Genomic DNA, 16747 nt, shown 5'->3' with positions numbered 1-16747 from the left:
CCCGGCGCCGGAGTGCCGCGGGCCCAGGTCACACCACGAGCACCGTATCGACCACCAGCATCAGCGCGAAGCCCGCGAGGAAGGTCGCGGTGGCGGTGTCGGCGTAGCCGTGGCCGTGGCTGGAGGGGACGAGTTCGCGGAAGACGACCGCGATCATCGTTCCGGCGGCGAAGCCCGCGGCGGCCGGGAAGATCCCCGAGACGGTCGCGACGAGCAGGAAGCCGACGACGGCGGCGATCGGCTCCGGAACGCCGCCGGAGAGCGTCGTGTAGAGGACGGTCTTCGCGTTCGAGAGCCCCGTCTGGCTCGCCGGGACGGCGATGGCGAAGCCGTCAGGGACGTTCTGGAAGGCGATGGCGATGGCGAGGGCCACGCCTACGGAATCGAGCCCGGAGCCGAAGGCGATGCCGATCGCGAGCCCCTCGGGTACGTTGTGGAGCGTCACGGCGCCGCCGACGAGCAGCGCCCGTCGCGAGGACTCGTCGACGTCGGGGTCGACCGGTCCGTGGGATCGATCCCGCCGGAACCGGAGGTGGACGTGGGGAAGCAGCGCGTTGGCGACGAGCAGGCCGGCCCCGCCGACGACGAAGCCGGCGACGACCTCGGTGAGCGAGCCGAGTTCGAGACCCGGCAGGAGGAGCGCGAAGACCGCCGCGCCGACCATGATCCCCCCGGCGAGGCCGAGCGCGCCGTCGTAGACCCGGTGGCTCACCGTCGTCCTCGCGTAGACCGGAAGCGCCCCGATGCCGGTCGCACAGCCGGCCGCGAGCGAGATCAGAACGACGGTGGGAAGCGCGTCCATGACGTAGGCTCTCTCGTGAACGAGCGAAAGAGCCTGCGGTTTTCACCGACGGTCGGCGGACGGGAGTCGAGTGTCGTCCCGACGAGAGTTTCAGCCATCTCGCGCGGGCGCGCGTACGGGAAGACATATAACCGAGCCGTTCGAAGCGCCGGTAGGTTTTATGTCCAAGGACAGTGAGTACGGAGCCGGGCAGATACAGGTCCTGGAGGGTCTCGAGGCCGTCCAGAAGCGGCCTGCGATGTATATCGGATCTACGGACTCTCGCGGGTTGCATCACCTCGTCTACGAGGTGGTCGACAACTCGATCGACGAGGCGCTCGCAGGTCACTGCGATGCGGTCACCGTGACGATCCACGAGGACGACTCGGTGAGCGTGGCCGACGACGGTCGCGGGATCCCCGTCGACACCCACGAGGAGTACGGCCGGCCCGCCCTCGAGGTGATCATGACGGTACTCCACGCCGGCGGGAAGTTCGACTCGAAGTCGTATCAGGTCTCGGGCGGACTCCACGGCGTCGGCGTCTCCGTGGTGAACGCGCTCTCGAAGTGGCTCGAGGTCGAGGTGCGACGCGACGGCGGGGTCTTCCGCCAGCGGTTCGACCACGGCGCCCCCGAGTACGAACTCGAACACGTCGGGGACCTCGGCGAGGGCGAGGAGACGGGTACCGAGATCCGGTTCTGGCCCGACGACGAGATCTTCGAGACGACCGCGTTCGACGCGGGGACGCTCGCGACCCGGCTTCGCGAGCTCGCCTTCCTCAACTCCGGCGTCGAGATCACCCTTCGCGACGAACGCGACGGCAGCGAACGGAGCTTTCGCTACGACGGGGGGATCCGCGAGTTCGTCGAGTACCTGAACGAGAGCCGAACCGCGTTGCACCGCGACGTGATCTACCTCGAGAACGAGAGCCGGGGCATCGAGGTCGAGGTGGCGATCCAGGCGACCGACGACCTCCAGGGATCGATCCACGCCTTCGCGAACAACATCAACACCCGTGAGGGCGGGACTCACCTCACCGGGTTCAAGACCGCGCTCACCCGCGTCGTCAACGACTACGCGAACGATCGTGGGCTGCTCGACGACCTCGATCAGAACCTCCGCGGCGAGGACGTCCGCGAGGGCCTCACGGCGGTGATCTCGGTGAAACACCCCGATCCGCAGTTCGAGGGGCAGACGAAGACGAAACTCGGCAACAGCGACGTTCGAGGGATCGTCGAGAGCGCCGTCCACGAGGGGCTCGGGACCTACTTCGAGGAGAACCCGGACACGGCACAGGCGATCGTCCTGAAGGCGGTCGAGGCAGCCAAAGCGAGGAAGGCCGCGAAGAAGGCAGAAGAGCTCACCCGGCGAAAGAGCGCGCTCGAGTCGACCGCGCTGCCCGGAAAGCTCGCGGACTGTCAGACCCGCGATCCGGGCGAAGCGGAGCTGTTCGTCGTCGAGGGTGATTCGGCCGGTGGGAGCGCGAAACAGGGTCGGAACCGCGAGTTCCAGGCGATCTTACCCATCAGGGGAAAGATCCTCAACGTCGAGCGCCACCGGCTCGACCGGATCCTCGAGAACGAGGAGGTTCGCAACCTGATCACGGCGATCGGCGCGGGGATCGGCGAGGAGTTCGACGTGAGCGAGGCCAGGTACAAGAAGATCATCGTGATGACCGACGCGGACGTCGACGGGGCGCACATCCGGACGCTGTTGCTGACGCTCTTCTACAGACACATGCGGCCGCTGGTCGAGGCGGGCTACGTCTACGCCGCCCAGCCCCCGCTCTACCGGCTTCGCTACGGCAGCGAGGTGATCGACGCGATGACCGAGGCGGACCGGGAGCGGATCGTCGAGGAGCGGGGCGAGCCGAAGCGGGTCCAGCGTTTCAAGGGGCTCGGCGAGATGAACCCGGATCAGCTCTGGGAGACGACGATGGATCCCGAGAACAGGATCCTGAAACGGATCGACGTCGAGGACGCCGCGGCCGCCGACCGGATGTTCAGCGTGCTGATGGGCGACGCGGTCGGGCCGCGAAAGCAGTTCATCAAGGACCACGCAGCGAACGCCGAGTGGGTGGACATTTGATGACGGGCGACCGTGCGCGACTGACGGGCGGAGGGACCAGATGAGCTCCGAGGTGCCGGACCCGCCGGAGAACTCGCGGATCCAGCCGGTCCGCATCGAGGACGAGATGGAACAGTCCTACATCGATTACGCAATGAGCGTCATCGCGGGCCGGGCGCTCCCGGACGTGCGCGACGGGCTCAAACCCGTCCACCGGCGGATCCTCTACGCGATGCACGGGATGGGGATCACCTCCCGGGCGAGCCACCGCAAGTCCTCGTCGGTGGTCGGCGAGACGATGGGGAACTACCACCCCCACGGCGACAGCGCGATCTACGACACGCTGGTCCGGATGGCCCAGGAGTTCTCGATGCGCTACCCGCTGGTGGACGGCCAGGGGAACTTCGGTTCGGTCGACGGCGACCCGCCGGCCGCGATGCGCTACACGGAGGCACGGATGGCACCGATCGCGGAAGAACTCCTCTCGGACATCGGGAAGGACACCGTCGACTTCGTCCCGAACTACGACGACCGGCTCGAAGAGCCCGAGGTGCTGCCCGCGGCGGTGCCGAACCTGCTCGTCAACGGCTCGTCTGGGATCGCGGTCGGGATGAGCACGAACGTCCCGCCGCACAACTTAGGCGAGGTAATCGACGCGACGATCCACCTGATCGAGAACCCCGGCTGCGAGATCGTCGACCTACTCGAACACGTGAAGGGGCCCGACTTCCCGACAGGCGCGACGATCGTCGGGAGAGGGGGGATCCACTCGGCGTACGCCACCGGTCGCGGGCGGATCCGGGTCCGGGCGGAGTACGAACGCGAGGAGGACGGCGATCGGGAACGGATCGTCGTCACCGAACTGCCGTTCCAGACGAACAAGGCGCGGCTGGTCGAGCGGATCGCGAACAGCGTCAACGAGGGTCGCGTCGAGGGGATCGCCGATCTCCGCGACGAGTCCGACCGCGACGGGATCCGGATCGCGATCGACCTCAAACGCGGGGCGAACGCCGACGTCGTCGAGAACCAGCTCCTAGAACATCACCTCGAGTCCACCTTCGGCGTGATCAACCTCGCGCTGGTCGACGGCCAGCCGAAGGTACTCGACCTCAAGGAGACGCTCGGCCACTACGTCGAGCACAGAAAGGAGGTCGTCCGCAGGCGAAGCGAGTACGACCTCGCGGAGGCAGAAGAGCGCGAACACATCCTCTCCGGGAGGCTGCTCGCGCTCGAGAACGTCGACGAGGTCGTCGAACTGATCCGGAACGCCGACGACAGGGACGGGGCGAAGGAGGCCCTCTCGGCCGCGTTCGACTTCTCCGCGACGCAGGCCGAACACATCGTCCGGATGCAGCTGGGGAGTCTCACCTCGCTCGAACGCGAGGAGATCGAAGACGAGTACGAGGCGATCCTCGAGGAGATCGAGCGCCTGGAGACGATCCTCGCGAGCGAGTCCGAACTGCTCTCGGTGATCAAAGACGAACTGCGCGAGATCGGAGAGGAGTACGCCGACGACCGACGGACCCGGATCGCCGAGGACGACGGCACCGTCACCCACGAGGACCTCATCGCGGAGGAGGAGGTCGTGGTCGTCGTCACCGAGGACGACTACGTGAAGCGGATGCCGCTCTCGCGGTTCGATCCGCAGGGCCGCGGCGGGAAGGGGATCATCGGTGCCCGGCTGAAGGAGGGCGACCGCGTCTCGGCGGTGTTCCGGGCGAACACCCACGACTACCTGCTCTGTTTCACCAACCACGGGAAGGCATACCAGCTGCGGGCGTTCGACATCCCGGAGATGGGCCGCACGGCGAGGGGGAAGTCGGCGGTGAACCTGATCGACTTCGACGAGGGCGAGGAGATCACCGCGGTGGTGAACACCGACGACTTCGACGAGGAGGAGTACCTCACGATGGTCACGAGGGACGGCTACGTCAAGCGGACCGACGCGAGCGCGTTCGAGCGGGTCTACTCCTCGGGGCTGATCGCCGCCTCGCTGGAGGAGGGTGACCGTCTCGTCGACGTCGCGGTCACCGACGGGGAACGCGACCTCGTGATCGCCACCCGAGAGGGGATGGCGATCCGGTTCGACGAGACCGAGGTACGTCCGATGGGCCGGACCGCCCGTGGGGTGAACGGGATCAAGCTCCAGGGCGAGGACAGGGTGGCGGGGATGGTCGCGACGCGCAACGGCCGGGACCTGCTCACCGTCACGGAGAACGGCTACGGCAAGCGGACGCCGCTCGCGAACTACCGGGTGCAGAGCCGCTACGGCAAGGGGTTGATCGACATCAAGACGAACGAGCGAAACGGTCCCGTGACGGCGGTGAAGTCCGTCGAGGAAGGCGACGACCTGCTGGTGATGAGTCGGGCAGCCCAGATCATGCGAATCCACGTCGCGGACGTCTCTTCTGTCGGGCGGAACACGATGGGCGTGCGCGTGATGGCGCTCGACGACGAGGACCGCGTCGCGAGCGTCGACGTGGTTCCGGGTTCGGAGAGCTGATCAGAAGATCCGTTTGCCGAGCGCGCTCGCGGCGAGTTCGGTCGCGAGGCGTGCGGTCTCGTTGCTGCGGTCGAGCACCGGGTTCACCTCGACGAGTTCGATCGAGCGGAGCCCGTCGCCGAGTTCCTCCGCAACGGTCTCGAGAGCCGTGTGCGCCTCTCGATACGTGACGCCGCCGCGGACGGGCGTACCGACGCCGGGTGCCTCCTTCGGGTCGAGCCAGTCGAGGTCGAGGCTGACGTGGACCTCGCTCACTCCGTCGGTCGCGATCGAGAGCGCCTCCTCGGTCACGGCCGAGATCCCCCGCTGGTCGATATCGGACATCGTGAGCACGGTCGCCTCGCTCTCCCGGATCGCCTCTCGCTCCGTGTCGTCGAGGTCTCGGATCCCGACGAGGACGACGTTCTCCTCTCGGAGTCGGGGGGAGCTCGCCCACTCGAGGTCGGAGAACGAGCCGACGCCGAGCGCCGCCGCGAGCGGCATCCCGTGGAGGTTCCCGCTGGGAGAGGTCTCGGGCGTGTTGAAGTCGCCGTGTGCGTCGAACCAGATCGCCCCGATGTCGGCGTCGCGGGCGCTCCCTCTGAGGGTACCGATCGCGACGGAGTGGTCTCCCCCGAGGACGATCGGGACCTGACCCGCGTCGTGTGCGTCGGCGACCTCGTCTGCGAGGCGGTCGGAGACGTCGGCCACCTCGCGGACGAACTTCGCCTCGCCGACCTCGGGTGCGTCCGCGTCCGGATCGCGCTCCTCGGCGCGCGGGACGAAGAGATCCCCCCCGTCGAGACAGTCGCGACCGGCGGCGGCGACGGCGTCGGCCAGCCCCGCGTACCGGATCGCGGACGGCCCCATGTCCACCCCTCGTCTGTTCGCGCCGTAGTCGGTCGGCGCGCCGATGAGTTTCACGTCGCGGCTCATGGGGGACGCTTCTCGACCCTCGTAATTAACCGTACGGGATTCTCACGGCGTCACGAGCGATGCGAGCCGGTCTGACACCGCCTTCCGTCGGTTTTAAGCGAGTCCCTCTCCAACAGTGTGCCATGTCATCTATCGAACTCACGCCGAGTCAGAAGAGCATCCTCACGGCGCTGATAAACCTCCACCGCGGATCGGAGGACGCCGTGAAGGGCGAGGAGATCGCGGAGGAGGTCGACAGGAACCCCGGGACGATCCGGAACCAGATGCAGAGTCTCAAGGCGCTCCAGCTGGTCGAGGGCGTCCCGGGACCGAAGGGCGGCTACAAGCCGACGGCGACCGCGTTCGAGGCGCTCGACGTCGATCAGATGGACGAGCCCGCGTCGGTGCCGCTCAGCCACAACGGCGAAACGGTCGAGGGCGCGAACATCGAGGAGATCGACCTCTCGAGCGTCCACCATCCCGAGCTCTGCCGGGCGGAGATCCACATCCAGGGTTCGATCCGCGGGTTCACCGAGGGCGACACCGTCACCGTCGGCCCGACGCCGCTGTCGAAGCTCGTGATCGAGGGGACCGTCGACGGAACCGACGACACGAACAACATCCTCATACTCCAGATCGACCGGATGGAAGCGCCGGTCGGCGAGTCCGCACACTGACACACCCGGTCGTGTGAGGGGATCTCACGACGCCGAACGCGGGCCTCCCGGCCGCTCACGATCGTCGGTGTGAGTTCGGCGACGGCGTTTCAACAGCTTTGTATCGGTGGCATCCCGACGGAGGGACATGAGCGAACAGGTCGTCGTCCTCGGCGCCGGATACGCCGGCGCGGGCGCGATACAGCGACTCGAAGCCGAGCTCGACGACGCCACCCTGGTCTGGATCTCCGACACCGACTACCACCTCGTCCTCCACGAGTCCCACCGGGTCATCCGCGACCCGTCGGTCGCCGAGCGGATCACCATCCCAGTCGATCGGATCAAATCCCCGAGCACCTCGTTCCTCCGGGCCGAGGTCGTCGGAATCGACACCGACGACCGGGAGATCGAACTGGCTTCGGGCGAGAGCGTCGACTACGACTACGTGCTCGTCGCCCTCGGCTCCGGGACGGCGTACTACGGCATCCCCGGCCTCGAAGAGCACTCGCTGACGCTGAAGAACCTCGACGACGCCCTCGCGATCCACGACGCGGTGAAGGCGGCCGCGAGCGAGGCGAGCACGAGCGACCCCGCGAGAATCGCCATCGGCGGCGCCGGTCTCTCGGGTATCCAGTCGGCGGGCGAGGTCGCGGAGTTCCGCGACAAACACAACGCCCCGATCGAGATCACGCTGATCGAGGCGCTGCCGGAGATCATGCCCGGTCAGGACCCGGCGCTCCAGAGTGCGGTCAGAGAGCGTCTCGAAGCGCGCGACGTCGAGATCCTCACGGACGACCCGATCACCGAGGCCACCGGAGAGAGGATCGAGTTCGACGAGGGGGAGTCCCTCGGGTACGACGTCTTCGTCTGGACGGGCGGGATAACGGGACGGGACTGTCTCGAGGGCGCGAACGTCGAGAAACAGCACAACCGCGTCGTCACCGACGCGACGTTCCAGACGACCGACGAGCGCGTGTTCTCGATCGGCGACTCGGCGATCATCGACCTGCCCGACAGCGAGAACCCCGCGCCGCCGACCGCACAGGCCGCCTGGCAGGCCGCCGAACTGGTCGGGTCGAACGTGGCCCGGGCGATCGAGGGTCGCCCGCTGAAGACGTGGACCTACGCCGACAAGGGGACGCTCATCTCGGTCGGCGACGACGCGGTCGCGAACGGCGTCGTGGGCTCTCCCATCGGAACGTTCGGTTCGGTGCCGGCGAAGACGCTCAAGAAGTTCGTCGCGGCCCGCTGGATCGCGGACATGTCCTCCTGGTCGGAGGCGCGCAAGGCCTGGGCCTACCTCTAGGGATAAGCCGTTCGGCCGCGAACCCCTCTCCATGTTCAGGGCTATCCTCCCGGACGGAGCGATCGAGTGCGCAGCGTACGACCTCGGCGATCAGGGGGTCGAACTCCGGACGGAGGAGGACGAACTGATCGCGTTCGTCCCGTACGCGAACCTCGTCGCGCTGGTGAACGAGGAGCTCGAATCGAACGAGGATCGGGCGATCTTCTAGAGCGAGAGCCCACGGATCTCGACGCCCTCGCCCCCGTTCACCCGCCCGATCACGCGCCCGTCGGTCACGTCCGCCAGTCGCTCGGCCCCCTCGGGGAGCGCCGCGACGAAGCCCGTCCCCATGTTGAACGTCCGGTGCATCTCCTCGTCGGTGACGTCGCCCTCCTCCTGAACGAACCCGAAGACGTCGTGGACGGGGAACGGATCGTCCACGACGTACCGACACTCCCCGAGGCGGGAGAGGTTCGTCCACCCCCCGCCGGTGACGTGTGCCGCACCCCGCACGCCGTGTGCGCGCATCGGCTCGAGGAGGTCGGTGTAGATCCGCGTCGGCTCCAGCAGGACCTCGCCGACGGTTCGCTCCGAGCCCGGGAACGGGTCGGTGTACGCGTGGGTCCGGGTCGCGGCCTCGCGGGCGAGCGTGAGCCCGTTCGAGTGGATCCCGCTGGAGGCCCAGCCGACGAGCGCATCCCCGGGTTCGGCCCGCCCCTCGAACAGCGCGTCCTTCGGGGCGAGGCCCGCGGCGGTTCCAGCGAGGTCGAGGCCGGTGACGACCTCGGGGAGGACGGCGGTCTCGCCGCCGACGAGCGCGATCCCGGCCGACTCCGCGCCGGCGGCGAGCCCCTCGCCGACCTGTGTCGCGACCGCCTCGTCGGGTTCGTCCACTGCCAGATAATCGACGAACGCGACGGGTTCGACCCCCGCGGCGACGAGGTCGTTGACGTTCATCGCGATGCAGTCGATGCCGACCGTCGAGTAGTCCGACAGCGCCTCGGCGACGAGCAGTTTCGTCCCCACGCCGTCGGTCGCCAGTCCCAGGTAGCGATCGCCGATGTCGAGCAGGCCGGCGTACTCCCCGTCGGTCTCGGAACCCTCGTCGACGGCGGAGACCAGCGCTGCGGTCGCCGCCTCGCTCTCGCCGATGTCCACGCCGGCGTCGGCGTAGGTGAGCCCTTCCTCTTCGTCCTCGCGTCGCTCGGTCATGGCTCAACCCCCGCGAGCGGGGGGCAAAAGCACACCGTCTCCGGCGGGAAGCTAGAAGTAGCTAGTAGATGTACGATCGGTATGATCGTCGTCGCCGCGGACCGATCGGACCACGCCGGGGAGGTCGTCGAGGAGGCAGCCGCTCTGGGCGAGATGGCGGGCGAGTCGCTCCACGTCGTCCACGTCCTGACGAGAGGGGAGTTCCTCGACATCCAGCGGGCGAGCACAGAGGACACGGGAAAGCCGGTCGAGATCGATCGAGTGCGCGCGCTCGCGAAGGAGCAGGCACAGCGGGCGATCGACGGGGCAGGTGTAGAGAACGCGGAGCCGGTCGGACTGATGGGCGAGCCGGGCGAGGCGGTCGCGGAGTACGCCGAGGAACACGACGCCCGGTACGTCGTCGCCGGCTACCGCCGGCGCTCGCCCGCCGGGAAGGTCGTGTTCGGGAGCGTCGCCCAGAAGATCCTCAGGGAGAGCGCTCGGCCGGTGTTGATGATCGGCGGGCGCTAGCACGCGTCGGCGGGAACCGACACCGCCGGAGTCCCCACGACTCCGACCCGGGTTTCGAGTCCGTATCCGCAGTTCGTGAGCCGGAGACCTGTCGGTCGGCACGCGGCGGTCGCCTCGAACAGTTATCGTGTGGTACCGTGTAGCTCGCACATGGACGCGACACTCGACGACATCGCGTTTCTCGTTCGCTCGAAGCATCGCGTGCGGGTGCTCGAGACGCTGCACGAGCACTCTCGGGACCGACGGGAGCTTCGTGCCGCGACCGGGGCCTCCTCGCCGACCATCGGCCGGGTCCTCACCGACCTCGAGGACCGCCACTGGATCGAACGGGAGGACGCCACCTACGAGCTGACGACCCTGGGGGAGTTCGTCGCCGATCGGTTCGCGGCGTTCTCCGAAGCGATGACGGTCGAGCGACGGATCCGCGAGGTCTGGCCCTGGCTCCCACACGGGATCGACGGCTTCGGCGTCGAGATGTTCACCGACGTGGTGCTCTCACGTCCCGGTCCCGGCTACCCCTACGAGCCCGTCGAACGCCTCGCAGGGCTGCTCGAGGGGACGACGACGATGCGCGGGTTCGGCATGGCGATGTTGAAGTCGGGGAACCTGGAGTCCTTCTTCGACCGCGCGCTCGACGACCTCGAGTGCGAGTACGTCTACCCACCCGCGGTCTTCGAGGGGCTCCTCTCGTGGGACGAAGAGACCGTCGTCGAAGCGGCGACACGAGACAACTACACCGTCTTGCTCCACGACGATCTCCCGATGGACGACCGCTGTGGGATCTGCCTCTTCGACGACAGGGTGAGCCTCTGCTGTTACGATCACGAGTCGGGGGCGTTACGGTCGCTCGTCGATACGGGGTCGACCGAACTCTACCGGTGGGCCGAGTCACAGTACGGGCGGTATCGCGCGGAAGCGAGACCCCTCGAGACGGCGGCGGACCTCCTCTCGGTCGAGTCGGTTCCCTGACCGAATCGACTCGACCGGAGGCAGGGAGGGCGCCGGCTTTCAGGGCCTGAAATATTTCACGGGACAGTTATACTTCCCCCTCGAGCGTACTCCCGCCCGGGTGAAACAACGTGAGTGACCGAACGAGCGAACCGGCTGGCTGGCAACTCGACCGAAGCGCCCCCGAGGCGTACGAACGGTATCTCGTGCCACCGATCTTCGCGCCGTGGGCCGAGCGACTCCTCGACGTCGCCGAGGTCCGAGAGGGCGATCGGGTCCTCGACGTCGCCTGTGGGACCGGTATCGTGGCGCGCCGTGCCGCCTCGCGGGTCGGCGAGAGTGGAACCGTCACGGGGATAGACATCAACGAGGGGATGCTCGCGGTGGCAGAGAGGGCCGCCGAGGCACAGCCTCCGATCGAGTGGCGACAGGGAGACGCGACGGACTTCCCGTTCTCCGACGAGGGGTTCACCGTCGTCTGTTGCCAACAGGCGCTCCAGTTCTTCGACGACCCCGCCGGTGCGCTCGCCGAGATGCGTCGCGTCCTCGAGACGGATGGACGGGCGGCCCTTAGCGTCTGGCGACCGCTCGAGTACCAGCCCGGGTACGTGGTGCTGGCAGAGGCCCTGGGCCGATACGTCGGGGAGGAGGCCGAAGCGATGATGCGCTCGCCGTTCCCCGCGTGGGACGGGGACGAGCTTCGTCGGCTCGCCCGTGACGTGGGCTTCGGTGAGGTCTCGATCGCCGTCGAGGTCGGCTCCGTCCGCTATCCCTCGATTGAGGAGTTCGTCCGTCGGGAGGCGGCCAGCTCGCCGCTCGCCGAGCCGATCGCTGCGGTAGGGCGCGGGGTTCGAGCGGACCTCCTTCGTGAGGTGAAAGACGGACTCGATGGCTACACCGACGACGATGGAGTCGTCTCCCCCATGGAGTCGTACGTGCTCGCCGCGCGTCGGTAGCCAGTGGGCTCAGAACAGCAACACCAGCAACGCCACGAGCGCGAGTGCGGCGCTCCCGAGGAAGACGACGGCGAACACCGCCTTGCTCCAGGCGAGCACCTTCTTCCCGTCGAGCGGGCCGAACGGGATCATGTTGAACGCGGCGAGAAAGAGGTTGATCCCGACGCCGAAGCGGCCCACCTCGTAGACGACCCCCGACCCGAACAGGAGCGGCGCGAAGACCACCGCAAGGAGGAGGTTCGTTACGGGACCCGCGACCGCGATGATCCCGTTCTCTCGCGCCGTGATCCGTCCCCGGTGGTAGACCGCACCCGGGGCGGCGAAAATGAAGCCCGCGAGCGCGGTGACGATGGCGATGGCGAGCATCGAGTAGTCCGCGCGGAACTCCGCGACCTGTCCGTAGCGGATCGCCACGACCTTGTGTGCGAGTTCGTGCAGCAGGAAGCCGACGCCCGCGGTGAGGAAGTTGATCACGAACAGCACGAGGAAGGCGGCGGGGAAGGCGAGGATACCCGCGCCGCCGCCGAAGAAGAGCGCGAAGGCAGCCCCGAGGGCGATCCAGGCGGCGAGCAGGTCGCGGACCTCGCGCCCGCTGAACCGGATATCGGCGATCGAGAGCCCGCCTCCGCTCACGCGACCAGCCCCCAGAGCAGCTCCGCGCCGTTTCTCGCGCCCTGGACGAGGAGGTCACCGACGGCGCCGACGCCCCCGATGTCCGCGGCGAGCCACGGCAGCACCACCACCGGGAAGAGGAACGTAGCGATCATGCTCCCGACGTTCGTCATCGCGACGATAGCGATCAGCCGAAAGAGGGGGACCTCGAGCATCTGCGAGAGCACCTCGCTCATCTCGCTCGCCTCGTCGGCGAGCAGGTCGTTGAGCGTTCCGATGTCGGCGACGTTGACCGGGGTGTGTCGGAGTTCGACGTAGCCCGCGAACCAGCCGGGTGCCAGAAGCGGGTTGATGCTGGTGAGCCAGGCGACCGCGCCGCCGACGCCCGCGCTCTGCCAGTGGGCCCCGACGAGCCGCGCCATGCCGAAGGCGAAGATGCCGTTGAAGAGGAACCAGGCGGCGAACACCCTCAACAGGAAGCCGTCCTGGACGCCGCCGAGCGCGAGCAGGACGAAGAAGGCGAGGAATCCGAGGGCGATGGCGTAGCCGATCGCCTTGTACGGGGAGAACCGGCGGCTCTTCGCGGTGCCCGTGAGCGTCTCCATCGCCGGGAGCGTCTCGGGGTTCTCCAGATACCGTTCGATCCCCTGGCGGTGGCCCGCGCCGACGACCGCGAGCACGTCGTAGCCATCGGCGCGCAGCGCGTGGAGTTTGTGCGCGATGTAGGCGTCGCGTTCGTCGATCAGCGCGTGGGCGCCGCCGGGGCTAAAGCGCCTGAACTCGGCCATCATGGCGCTGACCACGTCTCGCTCGGTCAGTTCGTCGATGTCGAACTCCTCGTCGAAGTCCCCCTCGGGGGGACCGCTTCCGAGCGCGACGCCGAACAGCAGCCCGCCCGCGAGTCCGACCGCGAGCCCCGCGCTCGCGCCGAGGAGCCCCCGGAGAGCGAACGCGCCGGTGGAGGCGAACGTCTCGGGGTCGGCGAACGGGCCGAGGCTGCCGCCGGAGACGGCGACCGCCGCGGTTCCGACCCCCGCGAGCGCTATCGTCCCGGCCAGTAGGGGGAGGGATCGGCTCAGTGCCGGGACCAGGAGCACGAGCAGCAGGCCCGCAACGGCGCCGAGGATCAGGCCGCCGCCGGCGCGGAGGACGCCCTCACCCAGCGCGAGTCCCGCCAGCGGGTCGATCCCGAACAGCGCGGCGACGAAGGTCGCGAGGATGCCGAAGAAGGCGCCGAAGCCGGCTCCAGCGGTGATCGCCGCGAGCCGCGGATCGGCGACGCCCGCGGCGAGGCCACCGACGAGTTTCAGTCGCTCCGGGAGCGTCATCCGCGCCCAGAAGCGCTGGATCGTCGTCTGGATGTCCCGGTCGACGAGCGCGACGCCCAGTCCGAGCGATTCTGCGGTCTCGACCGCCGCGCGCATGTCAGCGCCGGGTTCGATATCGAAGCGCTCGCCCAGACGGGTCTGGACGTACGAAAGCATCCAGTAGGCGAGGAACTGGAAGACCGTGTTTCCCTCGAGTAAGTCCGCCGCGTCGATGTCCTCGGGGAGGTCGCCTTTCAGCTGCCGGTAGCGGTTCTCGTCGAGCTCGACCGCGACCACGTCCGGTCGTTCCGCCTCGATCGTCGCTTCGACCTCCTCGACGCTCGCGGCGGAGACGTGTGCGGTCCCCACGACCCGGACCGACCCCTCGCCGCCGGCCGTCGCAGTCTCGGGTCGCCCTGTCATCACCCGTGGTTGTCGCGCGCCGCTTTTAGCCATGTCGGACGAGACGCGCGATGGGAAACGACGGATGAAATATGGGATCGTAGGGGATCGAGGTACTCGGGTCCCGAAAAACAGTTCGGTGAGAACTACTATTTTCAGTTATACGAACGCAGTTTCTTAACCGTCCGGGGGCTTTGACTCTCGCAAGGATGGTCTCGCCGGGAACACTACAACTCGTCGACACGCTCGGAGAGGGTGGGGAACGCAGGTACGAGCCGACGATCAGCGACGCGGGGGAGGTGTCGTATCCGGACGCCGAGGAGTTACTCGACGACCGTGACGACGGCGCGGTGATCGTCCTCGAGGGGCTCGCGGACCGGGGGGTCCTCGACAGGGAGTTCCAGTCGAAGGTCTACGTCTGCCCCGAGTGTCTCACCGAGGGGATGCAGTACTCCTCGGCCTGTCCCTCCTGTGGTTCGATCGAGGCGTTCGAGACGACGCTCGTCGAGCACACCGAGTGCGGCACCGTCGACGTCGAGGAGTCGTACAGAAACGGCGTCTGTCCCGGCTGCGAGCGGGGGGTCTCGGAGGAGACGCTCGCCAGCCAGGATCGATACGTCTGTCAGGGCTGTGAGAGCTGGTTCGACACGCCCGCGAACCGGCTCCGCTGTCGCGACTGCCTGCACGTCTGCCAGCCGAGCGACTCGCACGAGCGCGTGCTCTACATCTACTCGCTCGGGGCGCGAGGCGAGCGCTGGCTGGCGGACCAGCTCCGTGCGCGAGAGTCGATCGCGGCCGAGCTCACCGAGCGGCGGTTCGAGACGACGATCGACGCGGTCGTCACCGCCGACGACGGCACCGACTACCCGGTCCACGTCTACGCGGTCGACAACTTCCTCGACAACCGCATCGTCGCGGAGGTCCACGACACGCCGACCGTAGAGGACGTCGAGTACCTGATCGAGGCCGCGCGAGCGCTCTCGGCACACCCGATCCTCGTGACGACCAGCGGCGTCGTCGGCGAACCCGTCTCCCAGCGTCTCTCGGAGGTCGACGTGACGGTCATGACCGCCGACGGCGAGGGTGGCCTCGAACACAGCTACCGTGTCAGCGACGAGCCCCGGTCGACGGAGTCGTTCATGCAACGGCTGGCCTCCTCGCTCGACGTCTCCGGCTGGAAGTAAGTACCTAGAACTCAGTCCACCGCCCGCTCGCCGGAGAGCGCCTCCTCCCGGAGTTCCCTCGCCTCGTCGCTCGCGGTCGTGAGTGCCGGCACCGGCGTGGGTCGGCGCTCCTCGTCGATCGAGACGTAGACGAAGTACGACTCCGTCGTCTTCTCGCGCTCGCCCGTCATCGGGTTCTCCCGGTACGCCCTGAGCCGGACGCGGACGCTCGTCTCGCCGGCGTCGTAGACGTACGCCTCGATCAACGCCGTGTCGCCGACGAGGATCGGCCGCTCGAAGTCGACGCCCTCTATCCGGGCGGTGACACACGCGTTCTCGGCGAAGCGCATCGCGCTCATCGCGCCCACCTCGTCCATCCACTTGAGCACGTTCCCCCCGTGGGCGGTCTCCAGCATATTCGCGTGGTTCGGCTGGACCATCTCCCGGTTCTGGATGTAGGTGTCTGAGAGGTCGGTCATACCCGGAGTACCTTCCCGGCGGAAAAGAGCGTGCTGGATTGGAGCGTCGAGACGGTGTCAGAGACGTCGAGCCGACCGGCACTGCCCTCCCCCGCTACGAGAAGTCGGGCAGGTCGTCGGGTGCCTCGTACTCCGACTCCCAGTCGATGTACTCGTCTTTGAGTACGTCGCAGACGACCTGGCCGAGTTCGGTGAGCCCGGCGTTGATCGACGAGACCGTCGCCCAACTCTCGAGATCGGGGTGGAGTTCGCGTTCCTTCCAGTCCTCGGGGATGCCCGGGGCGTGGTAGCCGACGCGGTCAGCGAACGAGTCCCAGAAGAAGTCGAATCGTTCGACGAGGTCGAGGTCGGTGGCGATCTCGAACTCCGCTTCGGTCATCCGGGCGTCCTCGGACCAGCTGTCCCAGGCATCGTCCCACGCGCCCTCGCGGAGGAACTCGCTCAGCTCCTCGCGTCGGTAGTCGGTGTCGGCGACGACCTCCACGTCGTCGTAGCTGGCGGGGTCGACCTCCTGGAGGACCGGCGGCGGTGGCGTCTCGACGTCGAGGCTCATAGCCCGACTACGGACGGGCGCTCGATAAAACGGGGTGGTCGGGGTAGTCGGTGGACTCCGCTTCGCGTACAGCGACCGGTCTCACTCCCGGGCGACCGCGAGGTTCCGTACGCGGCTCCCACAGGACGAACAGCGACCGAGGTGCTCCCGTCCGATCGTTCGTTCGCTACAGGAGGGACACTCGTAGTACGGGGCCGTCGGGCTGTACGGGTCGGTTCCGAACATACTACGCGCTCGCGAGGACCCACGAATAACGCTTGTCCCGAGAGTGATACACAGACCTAGGAGCACACCGTGTCTCTCTCGGACGTACTAGTGGTGCGTCGACCCTGACGGTGTGCGTGTCTCTCCCCCGTGAGGAGACTACCGAATCCAACTCGTCTCTTCGCAGCCGTGCGCGATGCTGGGTGCGTACGTG

At 67.7% G+C, this 16747-nt stretch carries 17 protein-coding genes; 9 read left to right on the top strand and 8 right to left on the bottom strand.

Annotated features, from left to right (window positions below; genetic code table 11):
* Nucleotides 1-28 precede the first annotated feature (28 nt).
* Nucleotides 29-802 (bottom strand): ZIP family metal transporter, encoded by a 774-nt coding sequence (locus V2L32_RS14495; RefSeq protein WP_331233176.1) that lies wholly within the window; start codon nucleotides 800-802, stop codon nucleotides 29-31.
* Nucleotides 803-962: 160 nt separating this feature from the next.
* On the opposite strand from V2L32_RS14495, the gene gyrB reads away from it, so the two are divergent.
* Both gyrB and gyrA read left to right on the top strand, forming a co-directional pair.
* Nucleotides 963-2870, top strand: a complete 1908-nt coding sequence (gyrB, locus tag V2L32_RS14490; protein WP_331233175.1) for a DNA topoisomerase (ATP-hydrolyzing) subunit B — start codon at nucleotides 963-965, stop codon at nucleotides 2868-2870.
* 40 nt (nucleotides 2871-2910) lie between these two features.
* Nucleotides 2911-5352: a DNA gyrase subunit A gene (gene gyrA / locus V2L32_RS14485; protein ID WP_331233174.1), complete on the top strand. Its 2442-nt coding sequence runs from the start codon at nucleotides 2911-2913 to the stop codon at nucleotides 5350-5352.
* Here gyrA and rocF read toward each other — a convergent pair whose 3' ends face one another.
* The gene (gene rocF, locus V2L32_RS14480; RefSeq protein WP_331233173.1) at nucleotides 5353-6267 is read right to left on the bottom strand and encodes an arginase; all 915 of its coding nucleotides are present in this window, start codon (nucleotides 6265-6267) and stop codon (nucleotides 5353-5355) included. It abuts the gene before it with no gap.
* A 122-nt stretch (nucleotides 6268-6389) separates the two neighbouring features.
* On the opposite strand from rocF, the gene V2L32_RS14475 reads away from it, so the two are divergent.
* The 3 genes from V2L32_RS14475 to V2L32_RS14465 all read left to right on the top strand — a co-directional run bounded on the left by V2L32_RS14475 (nucleotide 6390) and on the right by V2L32_RS14465 (nucleotide 8416).
* On the top strand, nucleotides 6390-6923 hold the full coding sequence (locus V2L32_RS14475) for an Rrf2 family transcriptional regulator (protein ID WP_331233172.1): 534 nt from the start codon (nucleotides 6390-6392) through the stop codon (nucleotides 6921-6923).
* Between the two features lie 127 nt (nucleotides 6924-7050).
* Nucleotides 7051-8208 carry an NAD(P)/FAD-dependent oxidoreductase gene (locus V2L32_RS14470; RefSeq protein WP_331233171.1) on the top strand — a complete coding sequence of 386 codons (1158 nt, stop codon included), beginning with the start codon at nucleotides 7051-7053 and terminating at the stop codon, nucleotides 8206-8208.
* A 31-nt stretch (nucleotides 8209-8239) separates the two neighbouring features.
* Nucleotides 8240-8416 (top strand): hypothetical protein, encoded by a 177-nt coding sequence (locus V2L32_RS14465; protein WP_331233170.1) that lies wholly within the window; start codon nucleotides 8240-8242, stop codon nucleotides 8414-8416.
* Here V2L32_RS14465 and purM read toward each other — a convergent pair.
* Nucleotides 8413-9399: a phosphoribosylformylglycinamidine cyclo-ligase gene (purM, locus tag V2L32_RS14460; protein ID WP_331233169.1), complete on the bottom strand. Its 987-nt coding sequence runs from the start codon at nucleotides 9397-9399 to the stop codon at nucleotides 8413-8415. The genes V2L32_RS14465 and purM overlap by 4 nt on opposite strands.
* An 81-nt stretch (nucleotides 9400-9480) precedes the next feature.
* On the opposite strand from purM, the gene V2L32_RS14455 reads away from it, so the two are divergent.
* The 3 genes from V2L32_RS14455 to V2L32_RS14445 all read left to right on the top strand — a co-directional run bounded on the left by V2L32_RS14455 (nucleotide 9481) and on the right by V2L32_RS14445 (nucleotide 11813).
* Complete coding sequence (locus tag V2L32_RS14455; protein ID WP_331233168.1) at nucleotides 9481-9909, top strand: universal stress protein; 429 nt, start codon at nucleotides 9481-9483, stop codon at nucleotides 9907-9909.
* Nucleotides 9910-10059: 150 nt separating this feature from the next.
* Nucleotides 10060-10878: a helix-turn-helix transcriptional regulator gene (locus V2L32_RS14450; protein WP_331233167.1), complete on the top strand. Its 819-nt coding sequence runs from the start codon at nucleotides 10060-10062 to the stop codon at nucleotides 10876-10878.
* A gap of 110 nt (nucleotides 10879-10988) precedes the next feature.
* Nucleotides 10989-11813: a class I SAM-dependent methyltransferase gene (locus tag V2L32_RS14445; RefSeq protein ID WP_331233166.1), complete on the top strand. Its 825-nt coding sequence runs from the start codon at nucleotides 10989-10991 to the stop codon at nucleotides 11811-11813.
* A 9-nt stretch (nucleotides 11814-11822) separates the two neighbouring features.
* On the opposite strand, the gene V2L32_RS14440 is transcribed toward V2L32_RS14445, so the two are convergent.
* Both V2L32_RS14440 and V2L32_RS14435 read right to left on the bottom strand, forming a co-directional pair.
* Entirely contained in the window at nucleotides 11823-12446 is a 624-nt protein-coding gene (locus V2L32_RS14440) for a zinc metalloprotease (protein ID WP_409348378.1), read from the bottom strand.
* Nucleotides 12443-14155, bottom strand: coding sequence for a TraB/GumN family protein (locus tag V2L32_RS14435; RefSeq protein ID WP_331233165.1), 1713 nt, complete (start codon nucleotides 14153-14155; stop codon nucleotides 12443-12445). Before V2L32_RS14435 ends, V2L32_RS14440 begins: the two co-directional genes overlap by 4 nt.
* A gap of 188 nt (nucleotides 14156-14343) precedes the next feature.
* On the opposite strand from V2L32_RS14435, the gene V2L32_RS14430 reads away from it, so the two are divergent.
* The gene (locus V2L32_RS14430; protein WP_331233164.1) at nucleotides 14344-15318 is read left to right on the top strand and encodes a TackOD1 domain-containing metal-binding protein; all 975 of its coding nucleotides are present in this window, start codon (nucleotides 14344-14346) and stop codon (nucleotides 15316-15318) included.
* 11 nt (nucleotides 15319-15329) lie between these two features.
* Here the strand turns inward: V2L32_RS14430 and V2L32_RS14425 are convergent, their stop codons facing one another.
* From V2L32_RS14425 to V2L32_RS14415, 3 genes are all read right to left on the bottom strand, one after another.
* Entirely contained in the window at nucleotides 15330-15776 is a 447-nt protein-coding gene (locus V2L32_RS14425) for an acyl-CoA thioesterase (RefSeq protein WP_331233163.1), read from the bottom strand.
* Nucleotides 15777-15870: 94 nt separating this feature from the next.
* On the bottom strand, nucleotides 15871-16329 hold the full coding sequence (locus V2L32_RS14420) for a hypothetical protein (protein WP_331233162.1): 459 nt from the start codon (nucleotides 16327-16329) through the stop codon (nucleotides 15871-15873).
* A gap of 81 nt (nucleotides 16330-16410) precedes the next feature.
* Nucleotides 16411-16554: a rubrerythrin-like domain-containing protein gene (locus V2L32_RS14415; RefSeq protein ID WP_331233161.1), complete on the bottom strand. Its 144-nt coding sequence runs from the start codon at nucleotides 16552-16554 to the stop codon at nucleotides 16411-16413.
* Nucleotides 16555-16747 lie beyond the last annotated feature (193 nt).

Origin of the sequence: Halalkalicoccus sp. CGA53, assembly GCF_036429475.1 — an archaeon.
GTDB classification, from domain to species: Archaea; Halobacteriota; Halobacteria; order Halobacteriales; family Halalkalicoccaceae; genus Natronorarus; species Natronorarus salvus.
This window is presented reverse-complemented; position numbering and strand designations above follow the sequence as displayed.

Coding starts and splice junctions, on each gene's coding strand:
- V2L32_RS14495 (WP_331233176.1), bottom strand. CDS start 802: ATGGACGCGCTTCCCACCGTCGTTCTGATCTCGCTCGCGGCCGGCTGT.
- gyrB (WP_331233175.1), top strand. CDS start 963: ATGTCCAAGGACAGTGAGTACGGAGCCGGGCAGATACAGGTCCTGGAG.
- gyrA (WP_331233174.1), top strand. CDS start 2,911: ATGAGCTCCGAGGTGCCGGACCCGCCGGAGAACTCGCGGATCCAGCCG.
- rocF (WP_331233173.1), bottom strand. CDS start 6,267: ATGAGCCGCGACGTGAAACTCATCGGCGCGCCGACCGACTACGGCGCG.
- V2L32_RS14475 (WP_331233172.1), top strand. CDS start 6,390: ATGTCATCTATCGAACTCACGCCGAGTCAGAAGAGCATCCTCACGGCG.
- V2L32_RS14470 (WP_331233171.1), top strand. CDS start 7,051: ATGAGCGAACAGGTCGTCGTCCTCGGCGCCGGATACGCCGGCGCGGGC.
- V2L32_RS14465 (WP_331233170.1), top strand. CDS start 8,240: ATGTTCAGGGCTATCCTCCCGGACGGAGCGATCGAGTGCGCAGCGTAC.
- purM (WP_331233169.1), bottom strand. CDS start 9,399: ATGACCGAGCGACGCGAGGACGAAGAGGAAGGGCTCACCTACGCCGAC.
- V2L32_RS14455 (WP_331233168.1), top strand. CDS start 9,481: ATGATCGTCGTCGCCGCGGACCGATCGGACCACGCCGGGGAGGTCGTC.
- V2L32_RS14450 (WP_331233167.1), top strand. CDS start 10,060: ATGGACGCGACACTCGACGACATCGCGTTTCTCGTTCGCTCGAAGCAT.
- V2L32_RS14435 (WP_331233165.1), bottom strand. CDS start 14,155: ATGACAGGGCGACCCGAGACTGCGACGGCCGGCGGCGAGGGGTCGGTC.
- V2L32_RS14430 (WP_331233164.1), top strand. CDS start 14,344: ATGGTCTCGCCGGGAACACTACAACTCGTCGACACGCTCGGAGAGGGT.
- V2L32_RS14425 (WP_331233163.1), bottom strand. CDS start 15,776: ATGACCGACCTCTCAGACACCTACATCCAGAACCGGGAGATGGTCCAG.
- V2L32_RS14420 (WP_331233162.1), bottom strand. CDS start 16,329: ATGAGCCTCGACGTCGAGACGCCACCGCCGCCGGTCCTCCAGGAGGTC.
- V2L32_RS14415 (WP_331233161.1), bottom strand. CDS start 16,554: ATGTTCGGAACCGACCCGTACAGCCCGACGGCCCCGTACTACGAGTGT.